Raw genomic sequence first — 21,666 nt, forward strand, 5'->3', positions numbered from 1 at the left:
GACCGATCAGGAGAACAAGCGCATGCGACTGACCCAGCAACAGGCCGACGAGTACCACGAGCGCGGCTTCCTCATGCTCGAATCCCTCCTCGACGCCCAGGAGGTGGAGACACTGCGCGCCGCCTTCGAACGCGACGCGAAGGTCCCCGGGCCGCAGGTGGTGACCGAGGACGGCGGTACGGAGGTCCGCGCCGTCTACTCCTCGCACCAACGGCAGCAGGAGTACGCCGGACTGGTCCGCGACCCGCGGATCCTGGCACCGGTGCGGCAACTGCTCTGCGAGGACGTCTACGTCTACCAGTTCAAGATCAATGCCAAACCGCCGTTCGGCGGCGACAAGTGGGCCTGGCACCAGGACTTCCTGGCGTGGCGCATCGCCGACGGCCTGCCCGCCCCGCGCCAGGTCAACATCGGCGTCTTCCTGGACGACGTCACCGAGTTCAACGGCCCGGTCATCTTCCTGCCCGGCTCGCACCGGCGCGGACTGGTCCGCGAGGGCCGGTCGGCGTCCGCCAGGTCCGAGCAGCACCTCGACCCGGACGACATATCGCTGTCGCCGGGGCAGCTCGCGGAGTACGTGGACCGCCACGGCATGACCAGCCCCAAGGGGCCGGCCGGCTCCGTCGTGCTGTTCTCCCCGGAGATCGTGCACGGCTCGTCCCCCAACATGTCGCCGTTCGCGCGCCGGCTGCTGATCGCCACCTACAACGACACCGCGAACCTTCCGCGGCCGGAGGGCGAGCCCCGTCCGGAGTACGTGGTGTGCCGGGACACCGCGCCGCTGCGCCCGCTGGCGGCCCCGTTCTCCCAGGTGCCGTGCGCGGTGGCGTCGTGACCGCCCGCGCCGCGACGGCCGCCGCCACCGGACGCGCCGTCGTCCTGGAGGAGTTCGGCAAGCCGCTGTCGCTGCGGACGTTCCCGCTGCCCGGGCCGCCCGCCGGCGGCATGGTCGTGGCCTGCGGCTACGGCGGTGTCTGCGGGACCGACCTGCACCTGTGCCAGGGCCACCTGGACATCCCGGTCCCTCTCGTCCTGGGCCACGAGGGGCTGGGCGTCGTACGGGAGCTGGGTGCCGGCACCCACCGGGACGCCGCCGGGACACCACTGGCGGCCGGTGACACGGTGATGTGGGCGTCCTCCATCTCCTGCGGGGTCTGCCCGCCCTGCCGGCTGCACCGCGAGCCGACCCTGTGCGAGCGGCGCCGCACCTACGGCGTCAACCGGGCCCTCGCCGACGGGCCGGAGCTGTCCGGGGCCTGGGCCGACCACATCGTGCTCCAGCCGGGCACCGCCGTGATCAAGGTGCCCGACGGCACGGACCCGCTCGCCGCCATGTCGCTGGCCTGCGCCGGGCCCACCGTGGCGCACGCGCTGCACGAGAGGCGGCCGGTGCGGCTCGGCGAGACCGTGGTGGTGCAGGGCAGCGGTCCGGTGGGGCTGGCGGCCGCCGCCTTCGCGCAGCTGGCCGGGGCCGCCAAGGTGGTGATCGTCGGCGGCCCGGCCGGCCGGCTGGAGCGGGCCGCCGACGCCGGTATCGGTGACGTCCACCTGGACATCGCGGGTGCCGACGATCCCACGGAGGTCCTGCGGGAGGCGCGGGCCGCGGTCGGCGGGGACGGCGCCGACCTGGTGATCGAGTGCGCCGGTGTGCCGGCCGCCGTCGGCCAGGGCCTGGGCCTGGCACGCCGGGGCGGCAGTTACCTCGTCATCGGCCAGTACACCGACGCCGGGGACACCACGCTCAACCCGCACCAGATCGTCCACCGGCAACTCGACGTGGTCGGTTCCTGGGCCTTCACCGGTGCCCATCTCGTCGAGTACGTGCGGCTGCTGCCCGCCCTCACCGGCCGGTTCGGACTGGCGGGCCTGGTGACGCCGTTCCCGCTGGAACGGCATGCCGACGCGCTCGACGCGGTCGCCGACGGGTCGGTGATCAAAGCCGTCCTCACGTCCTGACGCCGCCCGTCCCGGTGCACCCGACGGCCCGGCAGCCGCCCCCCGCGCGGCCGGGCCGTCACCGCTGCCCGGCGAGCAGCTCCAGCCCCTGTGCCGTCGCCCGGTCGTCGGGCAGGTAGGCCAGCAGGTGGTGGCCGGGCTCGTCCACGGCGGCGAGTTTGACGTACCGCAGGCGGAGATCACCGGCCACCGGGTGCCGGAAATGACGGACGGCGGGGTGGAACGCCGCCGTCTCCCGGCGGCCGTACCAGCGGGCGGCGTCCGGGTCGTGCAGCAGCTCCCCGGTGATCTCGGCGTACCGGCCGTCCTGCGGGTGCCGGGCCGCCTTCGCCCGGAACTGGCCGAGCAGACTCCGCGCCTCGGACTCCCAACTGGCCAGCAGCGTACGGGCGGGCGGCCAGCGGAACACCAGCCACAGCAGGTTGCGCTGCTTGGGCGCCAGCCGCGCCAGGTCGGTCAGCAGTCCCGAGTAGCCCGCGTTCCAGGCCAGCAGGTCCCAGTGCGGGTCGAGCACCGCGGCCGGATGCGGTGCCAGCGACTCCACCAGCGACAGCAGGTTCGGCGAGACCCATCCCGGCGGCGGTCCGGCCGGCTCGGCCCGTTCGACGAAGGACAGCACGTGCGCGGTTTCGTCGGCGTTCAGTCGCAGGGCCCGCGCCAACGACCGCAGCACCTGCTCCGACGTACGGACCCGGCCCTGCTCCAGCCAGGCGTACCAGGACGCGCTGACGCCGGCCAGCTCGGCGACCTCCTCGCGCCGCAGGCCGGGGGTGCGCCGTCGCGGTGAGCCGGGCAGCCCCACGTCGGCCGGCCGGAGCCGCTCCCGGCGGGAGCGCAGGAAGGCTCCCAGCTCGCGCCGCGGGTCGCCGGCTCCCCCGCCGTTCACGTCCTCGGTCCTCCTCGGTTCTCCCCGCGCCACCGGCCCGGGCCGGCGCGACGCACCGCGCCCCAGGCTGTGAGCAAGGGTAATCGGCTGCGGGGCCGGGCGGGCCGGCCGCGGTGATGAGCTGGACAGGCCGGTCGGACCGTCCGGCGACCACCGATCGAGGAGCACTTCCATGGACCCGGCCGACTCGTCACCGACCACCTCCGCACCGCCTCCGGCCGGTCCCGCCGGCCCGGCCGACCCGGCCTCCGCGCGCCTGGCAACCCCCATGCCCGCGGCCACCCTGCGACTGCTGCGCACGGCCGGATTCGTCAGCAACTTCGACCGGTTCTGCATCACCCCCATGCTGCTGGTCATCGGCACCCGGCTCGGCGTCCCGCTGACCACGGTCATGCTCGCCGCCAGCGGCTACTTCCTCGCCTACGGCCTGATGCAGCCGGTCTGGGGACTGGCGAGCGACCGGCTGGGCCGGGTGCGGGTCATGCGGATCTCCCTGGCCGGGGCCGCCGTCGCGGCGCTCGCCTCGGTGCTCGCGCCCGGCGCGACGGTGCTGATCGTGGCGCGCGTCGTGGCCGGGGCGTGCTTCGCCGCGTCCATCGCCGCGTCCATCACCTACGTCGGCGACACGGTGCCCGCCGCGGTACGCCAGCGGCCGCTCAGCGAGCTGATGACCGCCTTCGCGCTGGGCACCGCCGTGGCCACCGTCGTCGCCGGGGTGCTGGCCCACTACGCGAGCTGGCGCGTGGTGTTCGCCCTGCCGGGCCTGATCGCCGCCTACCTGGTCGTCGCCCTGCGCCGGCTGCCGGAACCGCCGCGCGCGGAACCCGGCGCGCTGCTCGCCCCCTTCGCCGTCGTCCTGCGCTCCCGCTGGCAGTGGTACGTCATGGCCGTCGCCCTGTTCGAGGGCGCCGTGCTGCTGGGCTTCCTCACGTACATCGCGCCGGCGCTGGAGGCCCAGGGTGCCTCGGCCGCCCTGGCCGGTGCGGTGACCGCGCTGTACGGCGTGGGCTCGATGGCCGCGGCGCAGCTGGTCAAGCGGCTGGTCGGGCGGTGGACGCCGGTCCGGCTGATCGTGGCCGGCGGGGTGCAGATGACGGTGGCGTTCGGCTGTGCCGCGGCCGACCGGTCGGTGCCCGCGCTGGTGGTGTGCGCCCTGCTGCTCGGCGGCGGCTGGTCGTTCATGCACTCCACGATCCAGTCCTGGGCCACCGCGCTGTCCCCGGCGGCCCGTGCGACCGGGGTCGCGATGTTCGGGGTGGCCCTCTACGTCGGCAGCGCCCTGGCCAGCACCGTCGCCGCCGGTCCCGCGGAACGCCACGCCTACCACGGCCTGTTCCTCACCGCGGCGGTGCTCACCGTCCCGCTGACGGTGGCCGCCGCCGTGGGCCGCGCCCGCTACCGGGGCTGACCGGCACGGGCCGCCGCCGGGAGCGCCCGCACCGGACCGCCCCGGGCCGCCCCGGGCGCCGAGGCGCGGCCCCGGGGCGCCGGTGGGGCATGTGCCAAGATGGCGCTGAACAGGCGTTCGGGGGCGACGGGTTCGACGGGGGGCGAACGGCATGGATCGGGGCGGGCGGACCGGACACCGCGCGGTGCCGGGGGCGGTGGTCGCCGTCGGAGTCGTCGGCGCCCTGGCGCTCGCCGCGCTCGCGCTGCGGCCCGCGGAGGGGCTGCTGCACTCCGGCCGGGGGCCGCTCGGCCAGTGGGGCATCGTGGTGATCGGGGCGTCCGCCGCCTGGACGATCGGGGCCTGGACGGCCGTCCGGCGTCTTCGCCCGCGTTTCGGCGCCAACCGCATGGACGTGCCGCCGGTCGAGGAGCGGCTGCGGGAGATCGCCGCGCCCCTGCTGCTCTCCGCGACGGCCGTCATCGGCGTACTGGCCCTGGTCCTGCACCGGTTCTCCACCGGCGACGGCACGCCCGGCCCGCCGCCGCCCCTCGCCACCGAACCGGCTCCCGAACCGACGTTCGCCACTCCCCCGCCCCAGGAGCGCCCGCGCGGTTCGGGGGACCATTCCGCCCTGCCGCTGCATCTCGTGCTCCTGGCGCTGGCCGCGGTCGTCGCCGTGCTCGTCGTGGTGGCCGTCGTACGGCGGCTGCGCCGGTTCCGGCTGAGCCTGCCGTACCGTCCGGGTCCGTCGGGGAGCACCGCACCGCAGGACGACGACGCGCGACTGCTGCTGTCCGCCGTGCACTCGGGCCGCCGCGCCCTGGCCGGCACCGACGACGACGCCCGGGCCGCCGTCATCGCCTGTTACGCCGCGATGGAGGACGCCCTCGCCGCGTCCGGTGTACGGCGGCAGGCCTCCGACAGTCCGGCCGACCTGCTCACCCGCGCCGCCGCCGCGGGCTTCGCCCCGGGCCCGGCCGGGCCGCGTCTCACCGCCCTCTTCCGCGAGGCCCGTTACTCCTCGCACCCGATGGACGGCTCGCACCGGGCGGCCGCGGCCGCCGCCCTGGAGGAGATCGCGTCCCTGCTCGGGGACCCGGAACCCGCCCCGGCCACGGACGGGGAGGTCGAGCGGTGAACCGGTCCCTGGAGGACGGCCCGGGGCAGGACATGCTGTCGCTGCCCCGGCTCGGGCTGCTGGGCGGCGCGGTCGCCGGCTCGGGCCTGCTGCTCGTCCTGCTCCTCGACGGCCCCGGGGCCGCCGGCGCGCTGGTGGCGCTGCTCGCGGCCGTGGCCGTGCTGGTCGCCCGGTACGTCACCGGGGCGGGCGCGGTCGACTCCGCGTACCGGGACGAGGTACGGCTGTTGCGGACACGGGCTCCGGGCATGGGCGAGTGGCGGCGCAACGTGAAGACCTCCACCGGACCCGACGGCGCCCAGTACTACCGCGCGGTGCTCCGGATCGAACTGCGCCGCCTGTACGCCGCCGCGCTCGCCGAGCACCACCACGTGTCCCTGGAGCACCAGCCCGAGCGGGCCGCCGAGTTGGTCGGCCCCGAGCTGTGGCCGTGGCTGGGGCCCGTGCCGCCGGACACCGGCCCCGGGGGCGCGGTACCCGTCGAGGTACTGCGCCGCCTGGTCGACCGCCTCGAAGCCCTCGGCGCACCCCGCGACCACGACCGCGACCACGCGCCGGCCGGCACCCGCACCCGCACCTCCCGTACCGGTAAGGACCAAGCGAAGTGACCTCTACCTCCACGCCCCCGCTCCGCACCGCCGAGCAGGTCGGCGAGCAGGCCGGTGCCGTACTGCGCGAGATCGGCCGGGCCGTCGTCGGCAAGCAGGACGCGCTCGAACAGGTGATGCTGGCCGTGCTGGCGGGCGGCCACGTCCTCGTCGAGGACCTGCCCGGTCTCGGCAAGACGCTCCTCGCCCGCTCCTTCGCCACCACGCTCGGTCTGGACTTCCGCCGCATCCAGTTCACGCCCGACCTGCTGCCCTCCGACGTCACCGGAACGCCGCTGTACGACCAGCGCACCGGCGAGATGGTGTTCCACCCGGGCCCGGTCTTCACGCACCTCCTGCTCGCCGACGAGATCAACCGTACGCCGCCCAAGACGCAGGCCGCGCTGCTGGAGGCGATGGCCGAGTCGCAGGTGACCGTGGACGGCGAGACCCGGCCGCTCGCCGACCCGTTCCTCGTCATCGCGACCGCCAACCCGGTGGAGTACGAGGGAACCTACTCGCTGCCCGAGGCCCAGCTCGACCGGTTCCAGCTGCGGGTGCGGATGGGGTACCTGACCGCCTCGGAGGAGCTGGCGATGCTGCGGGCCCGCATCGACCGGGCCGCGCCCGAGGCCGTGCTCGAAAGGCTCGCGGGGCCACAGGACGTGCTGGCGTGGCGGGCCGTCGTCGAGCGGGTGGAGATCGACGACGATCTGCTGGAGTACGCGGTCGCGCTCGTCGGCGCGACCCGCGGCCACCCCCAGATCAGCATCGGCTCCTCGCCGCGCGGCGGCCTCGCCCTGGTCCAGCTCGCCCGCGCCCGCGCCGTGCTGGACGGCCGCGACTACGTCGTCCCCGAGGACATCAAGGATCTCGCGGTGCCCGCGCTGGCCCACCGGGTGTCCCTGCGGCCGGAGTTGTGGGTGCGCGAGCTGTCCACGGACGACGTGCTGCGCGAGCTGGTCGACGGCGTGCGCACGCCGACGACGCGGCGTACGGCCGCAGTGCCGTCGTGACCCCGTCCGCACCGGAGGCGGTACCGGCACCGGAGCCCCGGCCGGACGCGCTGGTGGACCGCGCCCTGGAGGGCCGCACCGCGCCGGCGCCCCCGCCGTCCCGGCCGCCCGGGGGTCCGCGTCCGGGCGAGCGGACGCTGCGCCTGCTGACCGTGGCCGCCGTGGCGTCGGCCGCCGCCCTGCTCACCGGCCGGGGCTGGCTGCTCGCGCTCGCGGCGGCGCCGCTGGTCCTGCTCGCGCTGGCGCTGCCCCGCACCCCCGCCCGCCGCGTCGAGACGTCGGTGACCGTCGAGCCGGGGCGCTGCTTCGAGGGCGACACGGTCACCGTCCGCGTCGAGGTGGCCCACGACGGCGACGCCGTACGCCTCGACCCGGGTGTCACGCTCGGCCCCGGCCTGCGCCTCGACGAGGTGGCCGTCGGCCGCTCCTCGGTGACGCTGCGTCATACGGCGTTGGCCTGGGGCCGCTGGTCGCTCGGCCCGGTGGACCTGGACGTGTACGACTCGGGCGGCACCGTGCGCCGCACCGTGCGGGTCGAGGTCCCCGAGGTCTCGGTGTTCCCGCACGCGGCGCAGGCGAGGTTCACCCCGATCCCGGTACGGCTGCCGCAGCGGCTCGGCGAGCACGCCTCGCCGCAGCCCGGGGAGGGCGTCGAGGTCGTCGGGGTGGGGCCCTGGGTTCCCGGGGAGCGGCAGCGGCGCATCCACTGGCCGTCGACGACCCGGCGCGACGCCGTGCAGCTGCACCGGTTCGCGGCCGAGCGGGCCGCCGACACCGTGATGCTGCTCGACGCGTTCGGGGACGTCGTCGACCCGGTGACCGGGCTGTCCTCCCTGGACGAGACGGTACGTGCCGCCGCCGGGCTCACCCGGGCCTATCTGCGCACCCACGACCGGGTGGGGGTCGTCTCGACCGGCGGCACCACCCGCTGGCTGACGCCGGGCACCGGGGACGCGGCGTTCTACCGCATCGTCGAGAGCGTCCTCGACGTCCGCAAGGACCGCACCTTCGGCGGCGACGGGCTGGAGCGGGTCCCGCCGCCCGCGCTGCCGGAGGGTGCCCTGGTGTACGTGTTCACCCCGCTCAGCGACGCACGGATCCTGTCGGTGCTGCGGGACGTCCAGGCGCGCGGGCGGCGCCCGGTCGTCGTGGAGATCCCGAGCGGCGACCCTCGGGTGGAGCCCGGGGACGAGGCGGGCGAGCTGGGCCTGCGGCTGTGGCGGGCGGAGCGCGACGCGATGCGGTTCGCCCTGCGGGACAGCGGGGTGCCGGTGCTCCGCCACACGCCGGGCGAGTCGTTGGATCCGGCGCTGGCGCCGCTGCTGTCGGGGCGGGTCGGCGGAAGGGGGCGCGCGGGATGACGGCGCTGGAGTCCCGGGTGGGCCTTCGGGAGTACCTGAGGTACTGGATCGGCACCGTGCCGGTGCGGGTGATCGCGGTGGCGGCCGTCGTGCTGGCGTGGCGGCCGTGGGCGACGGTGACCACGGCGGGTCAGGCGGTGCCCCTCGTCGGCGCGATCGCCTTTGCGGCGTGGGCGGCGCCCTCACTGGACCGGCGGCCGTCGGTGGCGGCCGGCTGGTCCGCCCGGCTGCTGCGCCACCGGACGACGCTGCTCGCGGCGGGGGTGGTGGTGATCGCGGCGTTCGGCGACCCGGCCTGGTGGGAGGCCGGCTGCGTGGTCGTCCTGCTGGTCGCCTATCTGGTGACCAGTGAGACCTGGCCGTGGCGGTGGGGGCGCGGGACCGCACGTGTGTGGGCCGAGGCGCTGGCGGCCTGCGCGGGGGCGGGCGTCGTGGCGGCCGCCGCCGCGGTCCCGGTGAGCGGGACCGGCTCCGGGCTCGGGCGGGTGCTCGCCGCCGGGGCGGTGGTGGCCCTCGCGGTGGCCGGTGGCTGGGCGGTGCGGGCGCGGTGGCGCGGCGATGCCCCGGAATCCGGTGTCCCGGCGCCCTGAAGGGCAGGGCATTGCCCGTTCGGCACCGGAAGATCCCCCTCCACCCGATCCCCCAGCCAGCCGTTCCGCGATTCGGTCGCAGGACCTTCACACCCCGTCAATTTCCGTCCCGGCCCGTCATATGGCGGCTGGTAGCGTGCCCAGCGCTTCACCCCCACAGAACGAAGTAACCGATCTTTGGATTTCACTTCATGACTGGTACGCCAGACGAGACCCCCACGACCACATTCGCCCCCGGCGGACGGCGCAGGCACCGCAAGGCAAGAGTGAGCCGCGTCGGCGCACGCCGGGCCCTCGTGCTCGCGATGGCCGTGCCCGTGGCCTCCGCCACGCTGGCCGGAACCTCCGCCTTCGCCGCCGACGACAACTCCCCGCGACCGCAGGGCATCTCGGTCGACGACCTCGCCGCCGACGACGCGCAGCTGGTCAAGAACCTCAACGAGCGCCTCGCCGACGAGCGTCTGGGCAACGATGTCAGCGGTGTCGTGCTCGACGCCGACTCGGACACCGCCCTGTGGGACCACAACGGCTCCACCGCCCTCATGCCGGCCTCCAACGCCAAGCTCGCCACGGCCACCACGGCCCTGACGCTGCTGGGCGCGAACCACGAGTTCACCACCAAGGTCGTATACGGCGAGGGCACCCTCACCCTCGTCGGCGGCGGCGACCGCACCCTCACGAGCGAGGACGTGGCCGAGCTGGCCAGGACCGCCGCCGACGGCCTCAAGGCAGCCGGCCGCACCGACGTCCAGGTCCGGGTGGACGACAGCCTGTTCGCCGCCCCGAGCCTGGCCGAGGGCTGGAACGAGGGCTACTACCCCACCGAGGTGGCGCCGGTCCGCTCACTCGTCGTCGACCGTGCCGCCGTCCAGGACACCTCGATCGACGCGGGCAAGGTCTTCGCGAAAAAGCTCGCCGCGCAGGGCATCACGGTCGACGGCGAGGTGTCCCGCACGACGGCGAAGCAGTCCGACGTACCGGTGGCCCAGCACAAGTCGGCGCCGCTGTCGGACATCGTCAAGCAGATGCTCAAGACCAGCGACAACAACATCGCCGAGACCCTGCTCCGCATGACCGCCGTGGAGCTGGGCAAGCCGGGCACCTTCGAGGCCGGCACCGCGCTGGTCCGCCAGGTGCTCAGCTCGTACGGCATCTCCCTCGACAACTTCGAGATGCACGACGGCAGCGGCCTCTCACGCGCCGACCGCATCCCGGCCGCGACCCTCGCCCAGCTCCTCGACGCGATCACGGAGTCCCCGGCCCTGGGCTCGATCCTGGAGGGCCTGCCGATCTCCGGCGAGGCCGGTGCCAGCCTCGGCCCGGAGTGGGGACGCTTCGACGACCCGAATTCCGAGTGCGCCGTCGGCAAGGTGCACGCCAAGACCGGCACGCTGACGGGCGCCATCGCCCTGAGCGGCGTCACGCGGACCGACGACGGCGACTGGCGGATCTTCTCCTTCATCGAGAACAACTCGACGGCCGACCCGAGCGACATCAAGGACGCGATGGACGGCCTCGCCGCGACCGTGAACGGCTGCTGGGCCTGACCGTTGGCCCGTGCGTGACGGTGTGTCCGCGCGTCGCCGGGGGCGGCGCGCGGACGACCGCGCGAGGAGATTCGGTGAAGGCCGCCGAGGCAGACGTACGGGGCCTTCGGGGCAGCGCGGCCCGACGTCCCGAGGACGGTTCAGGCCGGGCACTGGTGCGACGGCAACCCCGGTGGCAGCGCGTTGCGCTCGCTGTCGCTGAGGTTCCGTCCGACGACCGCGCACAACTGCCGTTTCCACAAGGCCGGATCGAGACGCAGCAGCGTCATGACGCCGCCGTCCGGCGGAACCAGCAGGAACGCCTTGCCGTCGTCCGTCGCGGCGAGGAACGCCTGGTCGGTTCCGAAGTCGTACCGCTGCTCGAAGGCGGGGTCGGCCGCGTCTAGGAACCGTACGGAGGTTTTGTCCGCGATGAAGAATCTGGAGCCCCCCGGCCCGCCGACGGTGAACCGGTTCGCTCGCACAGGACCGATGGGACCGACCGTTTTGTGCGCGGTCCCGCCGGGCTCCACCGACCACAGCTCCACCATGCTCCCGGTGGTGAACAGGGCCATGTAGCTCGTGTCCTTCATGGGCAGCGCGGTGAGGAGGTCGTCGCCGAGGCGCAGCCGGAGGTCCCGGTCCTCCTTTCCGTCGCGCAGGTCGACGGCGTGGACGTACGGTTCGCCGTCGACGGTGACCGCCACCTGTTCCGGGTCCGCCCACGGCCCCGGTCCCACGGTGAACGCGGGGTCGCGCTCGTCGGTGAGGTGGGCGTCCCGCAGGTCCACCGGAGGCGCCAGACGGCGGCCGGATGCCGCGTCCCAGTACTCGACGAGCGGGCCGGAACGGGTCAGCATCCGGTTCTCGTCCAGGAAACGGAAGCGCAGGTCGGGCTTGCCGTCCTGCCCCGATGGCGGGGGCGCCGTCTCGAAGTCGGCCACCTGGCGCAGGGAGGGCAGGGCGCGGACGGTGATGTGGTTGAGGTCGGAGACGTCGGCGACGAGGGACTCGGCGTCGTTGACGGCAAGGTACTGGGTCGCCTCCGGCGGAGTCTTGGCGTGCGTGCGCACTTCGGAGACGACCTCGCCGTCGCCCTCCGTCCTCACGACGCGCAGCCGCCCGGCGTCGGCGTCCGTGCGGACGACCATGGTGCCGCCGTCACCCAGCAGCTTCGGCGGGCTGAAAGCGGTGGCGGGGTCGAGCCTGGTCAGTGCCCACGCCCGGACCGTGCCGCCGTCCGCGGTGACCATCACCGGATGGTCCGGGGTGCCGAGCAGGGGCAGTTCGCCTTTCGCGTCCGCCTGGTTCGGCCCCTGGAAGAGCACCGGCTTGGCTTTGCCCGTCGTGGCGAAGACGTGCCAGCCGTCCACGTCCGACGTCGCGGGGTACACCGCCGCGTGCGAGCCGGTCTCGTCGACGACGGTGTCGGAGCACCAGCTGCCGTCCTCGCGCAGGCTGCGCAGGACGGTTCCGTCGGACACGCGTACGGTCTGGTACTCGGCCGTGGGTTCTTCCCCGTCGTCGTGGTCGGGCTCCCGGCAGACGACGGCCACCTTGCCGTCACTCGACAGACTCGTGCCCTCACTGTGGATCGCCCGGGCCCGCACTCGCGCGGTGTCGGAGGTGAGGTCGACCGTCAGCAGCGAACCGCCGCCGTCCACCGGCTCCTCGGTGGCGACCAGGGTGTCCTCGTCCGGCCCGAACCAGACCTGGCTGAGCCGCGGGATGCTCGCGGGCAGGGCCCGTGGCTCGCCGGTGGCCAGGTCCCACACCTGCACGGGACGGTCGGAGGCTACGGCCGGTACGCCCACCAGTCGCCGGGCGTCCGGGGAGAAGTCGAGGACGTTGAAGTCGTCCATGCCCATGAGGGCCCCCAACGAGATGCTCTCGAAGGTCCCTTGGAGCCGGTGGGCCGGGCCCAGGGGCCGGCGGGCGCCGGGAGTCACCTCGTGCCACACCACCACCCCGTCGGCGTCCCGCACGTAGGCTATGCGGCTTCCGTCGCGGCTGACCACCGGCAGAGTCACGTTCTCGGCGAGATCCAGCTGCCACCTGCGCACCCGGCCCTCGACATCGCGTACGAAGAGTGTCGCCCGGCCCGTCGTGGTGGTCACCAGGGTGACCGAGCCGTCCGCGCTCATCGCCGTGCCGTGCAGTTCCCCTTCGGCACCGGACAGCAGCCAGGCCGTGCGCCGCTGCTCCAGGTAACGGCGGAGCAGAGCGCTGCGGGCCTCCTGCGTCGGCGCGACCTCGTACGCGGCGAGTGCCGCCAGGGCCGCCTGGCCAGGGTCGCTGTCCTTCATGTCGTCTGAACGGATGGCCAGGGCACGTGAACGCCCCTCGGCCTGCCGCTGCGCGCTCACCCGTGACTGCTGCACGAGGAAGGTACCGAGGGCCGCGACCAATGCCAGCACGACGGCGATCGCGACGAAGGCGGCTCCCCTGAGACGACTGCGGGTCCGCAGGCGGTGACGCACCCTTTCGAGAAACGCCCTTTCGTCCTCGGTGAGTTCATCCTCGCGCCCCTTGAGGCGCGCCTCGCCCGACGGCAGTCCCACTGTGCCGTTCCTGTTCCGCGAGCGCTCCGTGTCCATGTCCTGCCGCAGTTCGGCTCTCGCCGCCAGGAACGCGGCGTCCTCCCGCGCGGCCTCGGCCAGCACCGGCCACGCGGTGATCAGCGCCTCGTGGGCCAGCTCTACGCTCTGCTTGCCCTCTCCGGGCTCGTCGCCGCCGCGCAGGACCAGCAGGCGCTGCTCGGCCAGGGCCTGGGCCAGTCGCCAGCCTTCCTCACCGGCCTCCTGCCGGGTCAGGGGGCGGCCCAGCGGGGCTCCGCCGCCGGGCAGGACCCTGATGAGGCCCGTCAGCAGGCGCTTGGTGTCCTTCTCGGTGCCGGGTTTGACACATGAGTCCCAGACCTCGTCGGCACGGTGGCGCAGTGCGCCGGCCACCCGCCCGATGCTGTCGTAGGTCTCCGTGCGCAGCCGCCCCGCCGCACGCTGCTCCCACAGTGTCTCCAGCACGAACCCGAGCAGCGGCAGGACGCCAGGTGCGGCGCCGGCGTCGTCCAGGATGCGCTGCGCCAGGCCGGGGTCGTACTCCCAGGCCGGCGTCCTGCGGATCGGTTCTGTGATCACCTCGCTCAGTTGGTCCGGGGTCATGGGGGTGAGGGGCAGGGTTTCGCCGCTCTTGAGCGCCCGGCCGAGGCGGGGGTGGCTGAGCGCCGCGCCCATGAAGTCCGCGCGCAGCGTCACCAGCACCCGCAGGCCCTTCGGCGGCTCCCGCGGCAGCAGCAGTCCGATCGTCTCGGCGATCTCCGGCTCCGGGCGGCTCAGGAGGGCCTCGGCCTGGTCGAGGACGACCAGGAGGCGCCGAGCGGGCCGGCCGGTGACTCGATGGTAGGTGTCGGCGACTCCCAACTCGGCCAGCAGGGAATCCACCTGCTGGGCGTCCGCGACCCGGGGCGAGCCGTGGCCCGCCGCGCGCGCCGCCTCCAGCAGTTGGGTCGCCAGGGCGGCTTTTGGGGACCCGGCGTGCCCCGCGCCGACGACCAGGACGTCGTAGCCCTCCTGACGCATTCTCGGTACCACACCGGCCAGGGCGAGGGAGGACTTGCCGCAGCCGGAGGGCCCGTAGACGGTGACGACCGGTTGGCCGCGCACCGCCGCGACGGCCTTCTCCACCTCCGCCGCACGGCCGAAGAACAGGTCGGTGTCCGTCTCCCGGAAGGGGTCGAGTCCCCGGAAGGGCGGGGCGGGGCACAGCACGGGCTCGAGCGCGGGCAGCGCCCGGATCACCGCTCTGGTGCGCAGCACGAACGCCTGCTGGGCCTCGCGCACCGGCTCGGCCGCCACCACCATGCCGACCGCGGCGCCCAGATCGTCGTCCCACACGGGACTGCCGCTGAAGCCCCCTTCGACGTGGGCGGCCTGCCCGCTCTCCCGGGCCAACTGCACCCAGCCGCCGCCCGTGACACCGCTGAAGCGGCCCCGGTGCCAGATGCCGTCAGGGTGAGCCCTGGTGAACCCCACGGCTCGGGCGCCGTGGTCCCACACACTCTCGGCGTCCGCCATCGGCAGCGGCCGGGCCCGGGGCAGTGGATCACGCAGTTCCAGCAGCGCCACGTCCCCGGAGCGATCCGCCGCGATCGGCGCCCAGTGCACGACCGACGCCGACGCTGTGGGTACCGCACCGTCGGCGTCCGCCGCCAGCAGCAGTTCCACGGTGACCGACTCACCGGGCTCCACGACGCCATCTCGCGGCTTGCCCAGCGCGTCGGACACCACGTGGGCACAGGTGAGGACCAGCACGGGCGAAATCAGAAAGCCGGAGCCCCCTCCGCCCCGGCGGCCCTCAGCGGTGACGCGGACGACGGCGGCGGCGAGCAGCGGCTCCGCCTCCTCGCCCCCGTTCACATCATGCCCTGCCTCACTGTCTGTAGGTTCGCCGTCACTCCGTCGAAGCGGCCACCGATTAGACCAGTACCGAAAGGCACCGTCAACCACCAATGGGTGCAACTCACCCTGTCTTTACGGTAGTTGCATCTCTCATTTCGCACCACACGACCTTGCCGGGGTCCCGTTGCGCCACCCCCCATTTGTCTGCCAGCTCCGACACCAGCAGCAGCCCGCGCCCGCCCTCGTCCGACCCACCGGAGTCCAGGGGCACCGCCGGCACACCGTCCCCGCTGTCGTGGACCTCGACGCGTACGCCGTCCCCGCAGGGGAGCAGCCACAGCCGCAGCAGGAAGCCCCGGCCGGGCGGTACGCCGTGCAGCAGGGCGTTGGTCGCCAGTTCGCTGACGCACAGCACCACATCGTCCGCGCGCCCGCGCACGCCCCAGTCCGCGAGCGTCTCCCGCGCGAACGCCCGCGCGGCGGGGACGGACCGGCGCTCACGGCGGTAGAGGCGCTCACGTGGGGACGGGGGTGGAGTTTCGTTGTTCACGTGACGAGGGTCACGCTCCGTGGTCATGATGGGACAGTGCGCATGGCCGTACAGCCGGGCTGTACGGGTGCGCGTTGGTGAACGTACGCGCGCGGGTGGGGAGTTCGACCTCATGGGCACGACGACACGGAGGAACGCCTCCGCGATGAAGATGGTGGGCGCGCTGCTCGCGCTCTACCGGCAGGCGGCGGGGCACACCCAACGCTCCCTGGGCGAGCGCTTCGTCATCGGCGAGCAGCAGATCGCCTCGATCGAACAGGGCCGACGCCCGCTGAAGCCGGATCTCGCCGAGCAGCTCGACGAACTCCTCCAGACCAAGGGGGCGTTGTCGATCGCGCTGAGCAAGATGCCGGAGGTGGACCTGGTTCCGTTGTGGGCGGAGGAGTTCCTGGACCGGGAGCGGGAGGCCATCGCCATCTCGTCGTACGAGAACCAGGTGCTGCCGGGTCTGCTCCAGACGGAGGCGTACGCGTGGGCGGTGTTCCGCAGCCGCGTGCCCTTCTACGACGAGGACACGATTGCCAGGCTGGCGGCAGCACGCATCGACCGGCAGGGAATCCTTCAGGGCAAGGAGCCGCCGATCACTTGCTTCGTGGTCTGGGAGCCGGTCGTTCGAGCACCGATCGGTGGGCAAACCGTCTGGCGCGACCAGCTACGGCATCTGCGCGCGTGCTCGGAGCTGCCAGGGCTCATGTTGCAGGTCCTGCCTCAGGACCGGACGAGTCACGCGGGGCTGAACGGCCCGTTCGTGCTGCTGGAGACGCCCGAACACCAGCGGCTCGCCTACACGGAGAACCAGCGCGGCAGCCAACTCATCGCCGACCCGGATGAGGTGGCGATCCTTACGCAGAAATGTGCGATGCTGCGGTCTCAGGCCCTCACCCCCGAGGACACGAGGGATCTGCTGGACCGTCTCCTGGGAGAGCAATGAGCAGCACCGCACTTCGGTGGTTCAAGTCGAGCTACAGCGGCAGCGAGGGCGGCAACTGCATCGAAGTCGCCTACGAATGGCGCAAGTCCAGCTACAGCGGCGACGAGGGCGGCAACTGCATCGAGGTCGCCCAAGAACCCACCGCCATCCACATCCGCGACTCCAAAGCCCCGCAGGGACACGTCACCGTCGCACCAGACGCCTGGGCCGCGTTCCTCGGGGCGCTCGACGCGTGATGACGTCGGCCTTCCACAGGTCGTACTCGGCGTCGAGCGGGCCGTAGGCCGTGCGCGGGTCGCCGTCGCCGAAGACCCGCACGGGGTGGGTGGCGTCCCACGCCTCCCACCCGGGGTCGCCGGACTCCACGAACCGCACCCACGCCCCGTGCATCGCGTCGGCCAGCTCCTGCGGCGCTCCCTCGCCCGCGAGCCTGCGCGCGTCCGGGCCGTCGCCGGAGTCGAAGACGAAGCCCAGCTCCAAAGCGTGACAGGCGCCGAGGTCGGGCAGGTTGGACGGCCAGGCGAACTCGTAGACGTACGAGGAGCCGGGCCGCGCGTCGGCCAGGCGGTGCATCGGGATGCGGAGCAGGTGGTCGGTGACCAGTTGGCCCACGATTTCGGCGGTCCCCGCGTCGGGGCGCGCCGTACGGTAGCCGCGGACGACCTCGTTGCCGCAGTGGCAGCGGGCCCGGGCGCCCGCGAGGGCCACGGCGCCGAGCCGGTCGACGCGTTCGACGAGGCCGCCGGGGACGAGCCAGAGCCGGTACTCGTCGCGGGTCCAGCCCATCATGAGATCGACGCCCGGTGCCGCAGCGCCGTCGACGAGCGCCTCCAGGGGGTCGTGGGGGAGGACGTCGCCGTCGACGACGAGGCCGAAGCCGGGGCCGCCGAGCACGGGGCTGCTGAACCGGCCCACCTCGGCCTGGGCCCGCAGCAGCTGGTCGCGGTCGGCTGCGGCGAAGGCCTCGGCGGTGGCGGGGATCTTGAGGCGGGAGGCCATGCGACGGACCATGCGCCGCACCTTGTCGCGGTCGGTCGCCTCGGGTGCGCCGCTCTGGAGCACGGCCCGCCGGAACAGCCCCTGGGCCGCGGGGGCGGCGAGGAGCGCGCCGGTGCTGATGGCACCCGCGGACTGCCCGGCGACGGTGACCCGGCCGGGGTCGCCGCCGAAGGCGGTGATGGAGTCGCGCACCCACTGGAGGGCGGCGATCTGGTCGCGCAGGCCGGCGTTGGCGGGGGCGTCCGGGAACAGTCCGTAGCCCTCCACCCCCAGTCGGTAGTTGATCGAGACGCAGACGACGCCGTCGCGGGCGAAGGTGTGGCCGTCGTAGACCGGTACGGCGGAGGAGCCCCTGGTCAGGGCGCCGCCGTGCAGCCAGACCAGGACCGGCAGGCGGGCGCCGGGACCCGGCTCGGGGGTCCAGACGTTGAGGTTGAGGCAGTCGTCGCCGGGGATCGACGGATCGGAGAGGTACCGGGCGAAGGCCTCGGAGTACGGCGGCTTCGGGGCCGTGGGGCCGAAGGAGCCCGCGTCACGGACGCCGTCCCAGGGCTCGGGGGCCACGGGCGGACGGAACCGGCCGGGGCCGAAGGGGGGCGCCGCGTAGGGGATGCCCCGGAACACGGCGACTCCGTGCTCGTACCTGCCGCGTACCGCCCCGTGCACCGTTCTGACCACGGGGTTCGTCTGGCCCGACCGCATACGCCCACCAGCCCTTCACCGCACTCTCGTACCGCTCAAGACACAGCGCCGCACGGGCCTGATCTATTCCGGGCCGCCCCTGTCGTCCCGAACGGGGGGACAATGGAGGCCACGGACGCCACGCACGCGACGAGCGACCGAGGAGGCTGTCGTGACGGACGCACCCGTAAGGATCGCCGAGGCCGACGGGCGGCACGCGGTGCTGGCCTTCTCCGGGGCCCTGGACGCGCCCGCGCTGGGCGTGCTGGAGGAACTGCTCCTCGACCCGCGGCTGCGGGAGCCGGGATCGTGGACCCTGGACATGAGCGACCTGGACCACATCGACCTGGCCTGTGCCTACGCGCTGCTGCGGACGGTGACGCGGACGCCGGAGCCGGTCGCCCTCACCGTCCAGGGCGCCCGCCCCGCCGTCCACCGGACGCTGCGGCAGGCGGGGCTGGACACGGTGGCGGCCTTCACGGCGTGAGCGGGTGGCCGGGTCAGCCACCCACGTCCACGTGGTTGTCGGGCGCCCCGTCACCGTACCGGGGCAGGTCGCCGCGCTCGACCGGAGAGGCGGGCGCGGGGTCGGCGGAGGGCAGGAGGCGGTCGGTCTCGGCGGCGTCGGGGCGGTGGGCGGCCAGGGCGGCGGCGCGCAGGACGTCGCGCGGTACGGCGTCCGTCTCGGCGGAGACGCGGACGACGTGGCCCTTCTCGGGCAGCGCGTACTCGTGCCGTCCGGCGCCGGTGCGGTACCAGGCGTCACCGTCGCGCTCGCAGGTGGTGTGCTCGCCGGACATGTCGCCGACCGGCTGCTCGGGGCAGGTGTCGGCGGTGATGGTGCCCCGGTCGACGGCGAGGCGCAGCAGCGCGTTGGTGTCGCCGTCGACCCAGGTGGCGGAGAAGCCGTCGTCGCCGAGGACGCCGACGGACTGCTGGGCGAGGGTGAAGCCGGGGGCCTCGGTGACGTAGACCAGTTCGGGCGCCACGCCCATCGCCTGGGCGCGGGCCGCTAGTTCCCCCGCGTCGGTGGCGGGGGCCGCCGCGCCCGGGGAACCGGAGGGGCGGCCGGCCTCCGCCGTGGAGGAGGCCTTCTCGGAGACCTCCTCGGAGGCCTTCTCGGAGCCGCAGGCGGTGAGCAGCAGCGGGGCCAGCAGCAGCACGGGCAGCACGCGCGCGGGACGATTCATACGCTCATCCTGCCGCACAGGTGTTCACGCTCAGGTGGTTTGGTGATCGATTAGAGTGGCGCGATGCTCGAAGAAAAGTTCGACAGGTTCGAGGGGAAGCTGGTCAGACTGCGTGCGCTGCGCCCCGAGGACGCGGAGCACCATCTGCGGTGGCGCAACGACCCCGAAGTGACGCACTGGGCCACGGCCGGCGATCCGTGCTTCGGCCCGGTCACCGCGGAGGCGGTCGCCCTCGGCTTCGACACCATGCTGCGCCTGAACCCCCGGGAGTCGGCCGTGTTCACGGTCGAGGACCTGGCGGGCGGGACGGTGATCGGCATGGCGGACTACCGGGACCTGGACCCGTACGCCGGCGTGGCCACGCTCGGAGTCACCATCGGCGAGCGGGAGTTCTGGGGCCTCGGCCACGGCAGCGACGCGCTGCGGCTGCTCGTGGACCACCTGTTCGGCACCTACCCCCTCCACCGGCTGGAGCTGGACACCTGGAGCGGCAACGAGCGCGCCGTGCGCGCCTTCACCGGGCTGGGCTTCCGCGAGGAGGGCCGCCGCAGGTCAGCCGTACTGCTGGCCGGGAAGCGCTACGACAGCGTGCTCTTCGGGATGCTCCGCGAGGAATGGGCGAAGCCCACGCGTGACGAGGTGGACGGGGCCGCCTAGGGGCGGTGGGCCGCGGCGTCCTTCGTCAGTTTGACGGCCTGGCGCAGGCTGAGCCCGGGGGCCGCCTCGCGCAGGGTCTTGACCGCGCGGACGGAGTCGACGGGGCCCTCGTGCCCGGCCGCGGCGAGGCGTTCGTGGACCCAGCGGGCGAGCAGTGCCGCGTCGGGCTCCGCGGCGGCCTGCTCGACCAGGGCGGCGGCCCGCTCCAGCCCGGGCCGCTCCTCCGGCGTCGCCTCGGCAAGCGCCTGACGGATGCGGTGGGCGACGACGTCCGTGTCGCGCAGGACGAGGACGTTGAGTTCCGGTGGGGCGAGTCGTCCGAACATGCAGCCATGATCGACGGGACGCCCCGTGCCGTACAACGGACTTGAGGAGCATCTGAGGCGCGTGGCCGCCGGGTGTCCGTTTTCTTCAAGACCGGGCTCGCACGCCCCGCCTACGGTGAGCCCATGACCGCACGATTCGACGCCATCGGCCTCATCGTCTCCGACATGGCCGCCTCCGTGACCTTCTACCGCCGGCTCGGATTCGCCTTCCCCGAGGGCTCCGAAGAACAGCCGCACGCCGAGGCCGGACTGCCGGGCGGCATCCGGCTGCTCCTGGACACCGAGGACTCCGTCCGCTCCTTCACCCCCGGCTGGCAGCCGCCGGCCGGGGGCGGGCGGCACTCCCTCGCCCTGCTGTGCGACACGCCGGCCGAAGTGGACACCTTCTACGCCGAGTTGACCGGCGCCGGGTGCAAGGGCGAGCGCGAGCCCTGGGACGCGCCATGGGGGCAGCGGTACGCCGTCGTCAACGACCCCGACGGCCACGGCGTCGACCTGTTCGCACCGCTAGCCGCGCAGTAGCCGCACCAGCGTCGTGCCCGCCAACTCCCGTACGTCCCGCGCCAAATGGGCCTGGTCCGCGTAGCCGGTGCGGGCGGCCGTCTCGGCGAGGGGTGTGCCGTCCCTCGCCAGGGCGAGGGCGCGTTGCAGTCGCCGTACGCGGGCCAGCGTCTTGGGGCCGTAGCCGAAGGCGGCCAGCGAGCGGCGGTGCAGCGTGCGGGCTCCGATGCCGAAGGCGTCGGCGGTGGCGGCGACCGGGCGGCCCGCGTCGAGGGCGGCGACGACCCGGACCAGCAGGGGGTCGGGCGGCCCGGTCTCGGCGGCGCGGAACAGCGCGGCGTCCTCCAGGCCGGTCGCCGGGTCGGGGGCCGCGTTCACCCGGGCGGTGAGGTGCCGTGCGCGGGCGGCGGGCCAGAGGTCGGTGAGGTCCACGCGCCGGTCGCGCAGTGCGTCGGCGGGAACGCCGAGGAGGGCGGGGGCGGTGCCGGGGTAGAAGCGGACACCGGCCCAGGGGCCCGGGGCGCCCTCGGTGACGTAGGCATGGGTGTCGGGGCCTGCTACCAGCAGCCGTCCGTCGTGCCAGAGCAGGTCCATGCAGCCGTCGGGCAGGATGCGGCCGGGGCCGGCCCCGGTGGGGCTGCTGGTCCACACCACCACACCGGCCAGCCGAGACCCCCACTCCGCATACACACACGCCAGATTACGCCGCCAGCACAGGTACAGCCCCAGCCACGGCCAACCGTGCCGCTCCCCCACCGCCGCCACGGACAGTCGCCCCACTCCCCCACCGACCGCCGCCACGGACAGTCGTGCCGCTCCCCCACCGACCGCCGCCACGGACAGTCGCCCCACTCCCCCACCGACCGCCGCCGCGGGCAGTCGTGCCGCTCCCCGCCCCCGCCACGGTCAATCGTGCCGCTCCCCCGCCGCCGCTACGGACAGTCGCCCCGCTCCCCCGCCGACCGCCGCTGCGGGCAGTCGTGC

21 protein-coding genes are annotated in these 21,666 nt (G+C 74.0%); 14 read left to right on the forward strand and 7 right to left on the reverse strand.

What is annotated here, in order from left to right; all coding sequences use genetic code 11:
- Positions 1–22 precede the first annotated feature (22 nt).
- Positions 23–835 (forward strand): phytanoyl-CoA dioxygenase family protein, encoded by an 813-nt coding sequence (locus D1J63_RS07355; protein WP_164712753.1) that lies wholly within the window; start codon positions 23–25, stop codon positions 833–835.
- On the forward strand, positions 832–1,956 hold the full coding sequence (locus tag D1J63_RS07360) for a zinc-binding dehydrogenase (protein ID WP_197924788.1): 1,125 nt from the start codon (positions 832–834) through the stop codon (positions 1,954–1,956). The genes D1J63_RS07355 and D1J63_RS07360 overlap by 4 nt, the downstream gene beginning before the upstream one ends.
- A 58-nt stretch (positions 1,957–2,014) precedes the next feature.
- Here the strand turns inward: D1J63_RS07360 and D1J63_RS07365 are convergent, their stop codons facing one another.
- The gene (locus D1J63_RS07365; RefSeq protein WP_164712754.1) at positions 2,015–2,842 is read right to left on the reverse strand and encodes a helix-turn-helix transcriptional regulator; all 828 of its coding nucleotides are present in this window, start codon (positions 2,840–2,842) and stop codon (positions 2,015–2,017) included.
- A 172-nt stretch (positions 2,843–3,014) separates the two neighbouring features.
- Between D1J63_RS07365 and D1J63_RS07370 the strand changes: the two genes are divergently transcribed.
- The 7 genes from D1J63_RS07370 (at position 3,015) to dacB (ending at position 10,471) form a co-directional block, all read left to right on the forward strand.
- The gene (locus D1J63_RS07370; protein WP_125628251.1) at positions 3,015–4,250 is read left to right on the forward strand and encodes an MFS transporter; all 1,236 of its coding nucleotides are present in this window, start codon (positions 3,015–3,017) and stop codon (positions 4,248–4,250) included.
- Between the two features lie 151 nt (positions 4,251–4,401).
- Entirely contained in the window at positions 4,402–5,370 is a 969-nt protein-coding gene (locus tag D1J63_RS07375) for a DUF4129 domain-containing protein (protein ID WP_164712755.1), read from the forward strand.
- On the forward strand, positions 5,367–5,978 hold the full coding sequence (locus tag D1J63_RS07380; RefSeq protein WP_125628252.1) for a hypothetical protein: 612 nt from the start codon (positions 5,367–5,369) through the stop codon (positions 5,976–5,978). Before D1J63_RS07375 ends, D1J63_RS07380 begins: the two co-directional genes overlap by 4 nt.
- A complete protein-coding gene (locus D1J63_RS07385) occupies positions 5,975–6,973 on the forward strand; it encodes a MoxR family ATPase (protein ID WP_125628253.1) in 999 nt (332 codons plus the stop codon). The genes D1J63_RS07380 and D1J63_RS07385 overlap by 4 nt, the downstream gene beginning before the upstream one ends.
- A complete protein-coding gene (locus tag D1J63_RS07390; RefSeq protein WP_125628254.1) occupies positions 6,970–8,334 on the forward strand; it encodes a DUF58 domain-containing protein in 1,365 nt (454 codons plus the stop codon). The genes D1J63_RS07385 and D1J63_RS07390 overlap by 4 nt, the downstream gene beginning before the upstream one ends.
- Positions 8,331–8,924 (forward strand): hypothetical protein, encoded by a 594-nt coding sequence (locus tag D1J63_RS07395; protein ID WP_125628255.1) that lies wholly within the window; start codon positions 8,331–8,333, stop codon positions 8,922–8,924. Before D1J63_RS07390 ends, D1J63_RS07395 begins: the two co-directional genes overlap by 4 nt.
- 191 nt (positions 8,925–9,115) lie before the next feature.
- Positions 9,116–10,471, forward strand: a complete 1,356-nt coding sequence (dacB, locus tag D1J63_RS07400; protein WP_125628256.1) for a D-alanyl-D-alanine carboxypeptidase/D-alanyl-D-alanine-endopeptidase — start codon at positions 9,116–9,118, stop codon at positions 10,469–10,471.
- Positions 10,472–10,611: 140 nt separating this feature from the next.
- On the opposite strand, the gene D1J63_RS07405 is transcribed toward dacB, so the two are convergent.
- Together D1J63_RS07405 and D1J63_RS07410 are read right to left on the reverse strand one after the other, a co-directional pair.
- Positions 10,612–14,865 carry a trypsin-like peptidase domain-containing protein gene (locus D1J63_RS07405; protein ID WP_125628257.1) on the reverse strand — a complete coding sequence of 1,418 codons (4,254 nt, stop codon included), beginning with the start codon at positions 14,863–14,865 and terminating at the stop codon, positions 10,612–10,614.
- A 103-nt stretch (positions 14,866–14,968) separates the two neighbouring features.
- Positions 14,969–15,397 carry an ATP-binding protein gene (locus D1J63_RS07410; protein ID WP_125628258.1) on the reverse strand — a complete coding sequence of 143 codons (429 nt, stop codon included), beginning with the start codon at positions 15,395–15,397 and terminating at the stop codon, positions 14,969–14,971.
- A 112-nt stretch (positions 15,398–15,509) separates the two neighbouring features.
- On the opposite strand from D1J63_RS07410, the gene D1J63_RS07415 reads away from it, so the two are divergent.
- Both D1J63_RS07415 and D1J63_RS07420 read left to right on the forward strand, forming a co-directional pair.
- Positions 15,510–16,328 (forward strand): helix-turn-helix transcriptional regulator, encoded by an 819-nt coding sequence (locus D1J63_RS07415; RefSeq protein ID WP_164712756.1) that lies wholly within the window; start codon positions 15,510–15,512, stop codon positions 16,326–16,328.
- Positions 16,325–16,564 carry a DUF397 domain-containing protein gene (locus D1J63_RS07420; protein ID WP_125628260.1) on the forward strand — a complete coding sequence of 80 codons (240 nt, stop codon included), beginning with the start codon at positions 16,325–16,327 and terminating at the stop codon, positions 16,562–16,564. The genes D1J63_RS07415 and D1J63_RS07420 overlap by 4 nt, the downstream gene beginning before the upstream one ends.
- Here D1J63_RS07420 and D1J63_RS07425 read toward each other — a convergent pair.
- Positions 16,512–18,029, reverse strand: coding sequence for a carboxylesterase family protein (locus D1J63_RS07425; protein ID WP_125628261.1), 1,518 nt, complete (start codon positions 18,027–18,029; stop codon positions 16,512–16,514). The genes D1J63_RS07420 and D1J63_RS07425 overlap by 53 nt on opposite strands.
- A gap of 151 nt (positions 18,030–18,180) precedes the next feature.
- On the opposite strand from D1J63_RS07425, the gene D1J63_RS07430 reads away from it, so the two are divergent.
- A complete protein-coding gene (locus D1J63_RS07430) occupies positions 18,181–18,495 on the forward strand; it encodes an STAS domain-containing protein (RefSeq protein ID WP_102932317.1) in 315 nt (104 codons plus the stop codon).
- Between the two features lie 13 nt (positions 18,496–18,508).
- On the opposite strand, the gene D1J63_RS07435 is transcribed toward D1J63_RS07430, so the two are convergent.
- Positions 18,509–19,198 carry a hypothetical protein gene (locus D1J63_RS07435; protein ID WP_125628262.1) on the reverse strand — a complete coding sequence of 230 codons (690 nt, stop codon included), beginning with the start codon at positions 19,196–19,198 and terminating at the stop codon, positions 18,509–18,511.
- 63 nt (positions 19,199–19,261) lie between these two features.
- Between D1J63_RS07435 and D1J63_RS07440 the strand changes: the two genes are divergently transcribed.
- Positions 19,262–19,855: a GNAT family protein gene (locus tag D1J63_RS07440; protein ID WP_125628263.1), complete on the forward strand. Its 594-nt coding sequence runs from the start codon at positions 19,262–19,264 to the stop codon at positions 19,853–19,855.
- On the opposite strand, the gene D1J63_RS07445 is transcribed toward D1J63_RS07440, so the two are convergent.
- Positions 19,852–20,181 (reverse strand): hypothetical protein, encoded by a 330-nt coding sequence (locus D1J63_RS07445; RefSeq protein WP_125628264.1) that lies wholly within the window; start codon positions 20,179–20,181, stop codon positions 19,852–19,854. The genes D1J63_RS07440 and D1J63_RS07445 overlap by 4 nt on opposite strands.
- 123 nt (positions 20,182–20,304) lie before the next feature.
- Between D1J63_RS07445 and D1J63_RS07450 the strand changes: the two genes are divergently transcribed.
- Positions 20,305–20,703, forward strand: coding sequence for a VOC family protein (locus D1J63_RS07450; protein ID WP_125628265.1), 399 nt, complete (start codon positions 20,305–20,307; stop codon positions 20,701–20,703).
- On the opposite strand, the gene D1J63_RS07455 is transcribed toward D1J63_RS07450, so the two are convergent.
- The gene (locus D1J63_RS07455) at positions 20,689–21,372 is read right to left on the reverse strand and encodes a helix-turn-helix transcriptional regulator (RefSeq protein WP_125628266.1); all 684 of its coding nucleotides are present in this window, start codon (positions 21,370–21,372) and stop codon (positions 20,689–20,691) included. The two genes, D1J63_RS07450 and D1J63_RS07455, sit on opposite strands and share 15 nt — an antisense overlap.
- Between the last annotated feature and the right edge of the window lie 294 nt (positions 21,373–21,666).

It is taken from the genome of Streptomyces sp. KPB2, from assembly GCF_003950055.1.
In the GTDB taxonomy this organism is placed as follows: domain Bacteria; phylum Actinomycetota; class Actinomycetes; order Streptomycetales; family Streptomycetaceae; genus Streptomyces; species Streptomyces salinarius.

Bases quoted from the DNA above. Each gene is read 5' to 3' on its own strand.
- D1J63_RS07370 (WP_125628251.1), top strand. From the start codon at position 3,015: ATGGACCCGGCCGACTCGTCACCGACCACCTCCGCACCGCCTCCGGCC.
- D1J63_RS07440 (WP_125628263.1), top strand. From the start codon at position 19,262: ATGCTCGAAGAAAAGTTCGACAGGTTCGAGGGGAAGCTGGTCAGACTG.
- D1J63_RS07415 (WP_164712756.1), top strand. From the start codon at position 15,510: ATGGGCACGACGACACGGAGGAACGCCTCCGCGATGAAGATGGTGGGC.
- D1J63_RS07395 (WP_125628255.1), top strand. From the start codon at position 8,331: ATGACGGCGCTGGAGTCCCGGGTGGGCCTTCGGGAGTACCTGAGGTAC.
- dacB (WP_125628256.1), top strand. From the start codon at position 9,116: ATGACTGGTACGCCAGACGAGACCCCCACGACCACATTCGCCCCCGGC.
- D1J63_RS07420 (WP_125628260.1), top strand. From the start codon at position 16,325: ATGAGCAGCACCGCACTTCGGTGGTTCAAGTCGAGCTACAGCGGCAGC.
- D1J63_RS07355 (WP_164712753.1), top strand. From the start codon at position 23: ATGCGACTGACCCAGCAACAGGCCGACGAGTACCACGAGCGCGGCTTC.
- D1J63_RS07445 (WP_125628264.1), bottom strand. From the start codon at position 20,181: ATGTTCGGACGACTCGCCCCACCGGAACTCAACGTCCTCGTCCTGCGC.
- D1J63_RS07450 (WP_125628265.1), top strand. From the start codon at position 20,305: ATGACCGCACGATTCGACGCCATCGGCCTCATCGTCTCCGACATGGCC.
- D1J63_RS07435 (WP_125628262.1), bottom strand. From the start codon at position 19,198: ATGAATCGTCCCGCGCGCGTGCTGCCCGTGCTGCTGCTGGCCCCGCTG.
- D1J63_RS07375 (WP_164712755.1), top strand. From the start codon at position 4,402: ATGGATCGGGGCGGGCGGACCGGACACCGCGCGGTGCCGGGGGCGGTG.
- D1J63_RS07425 (WP_125628261.1), bottom strand. From the start codon at position 18,029: ATGCGGTCGGGCCAGACGAACCCCGTGGTCAGAACGGTGCACGGGGCG.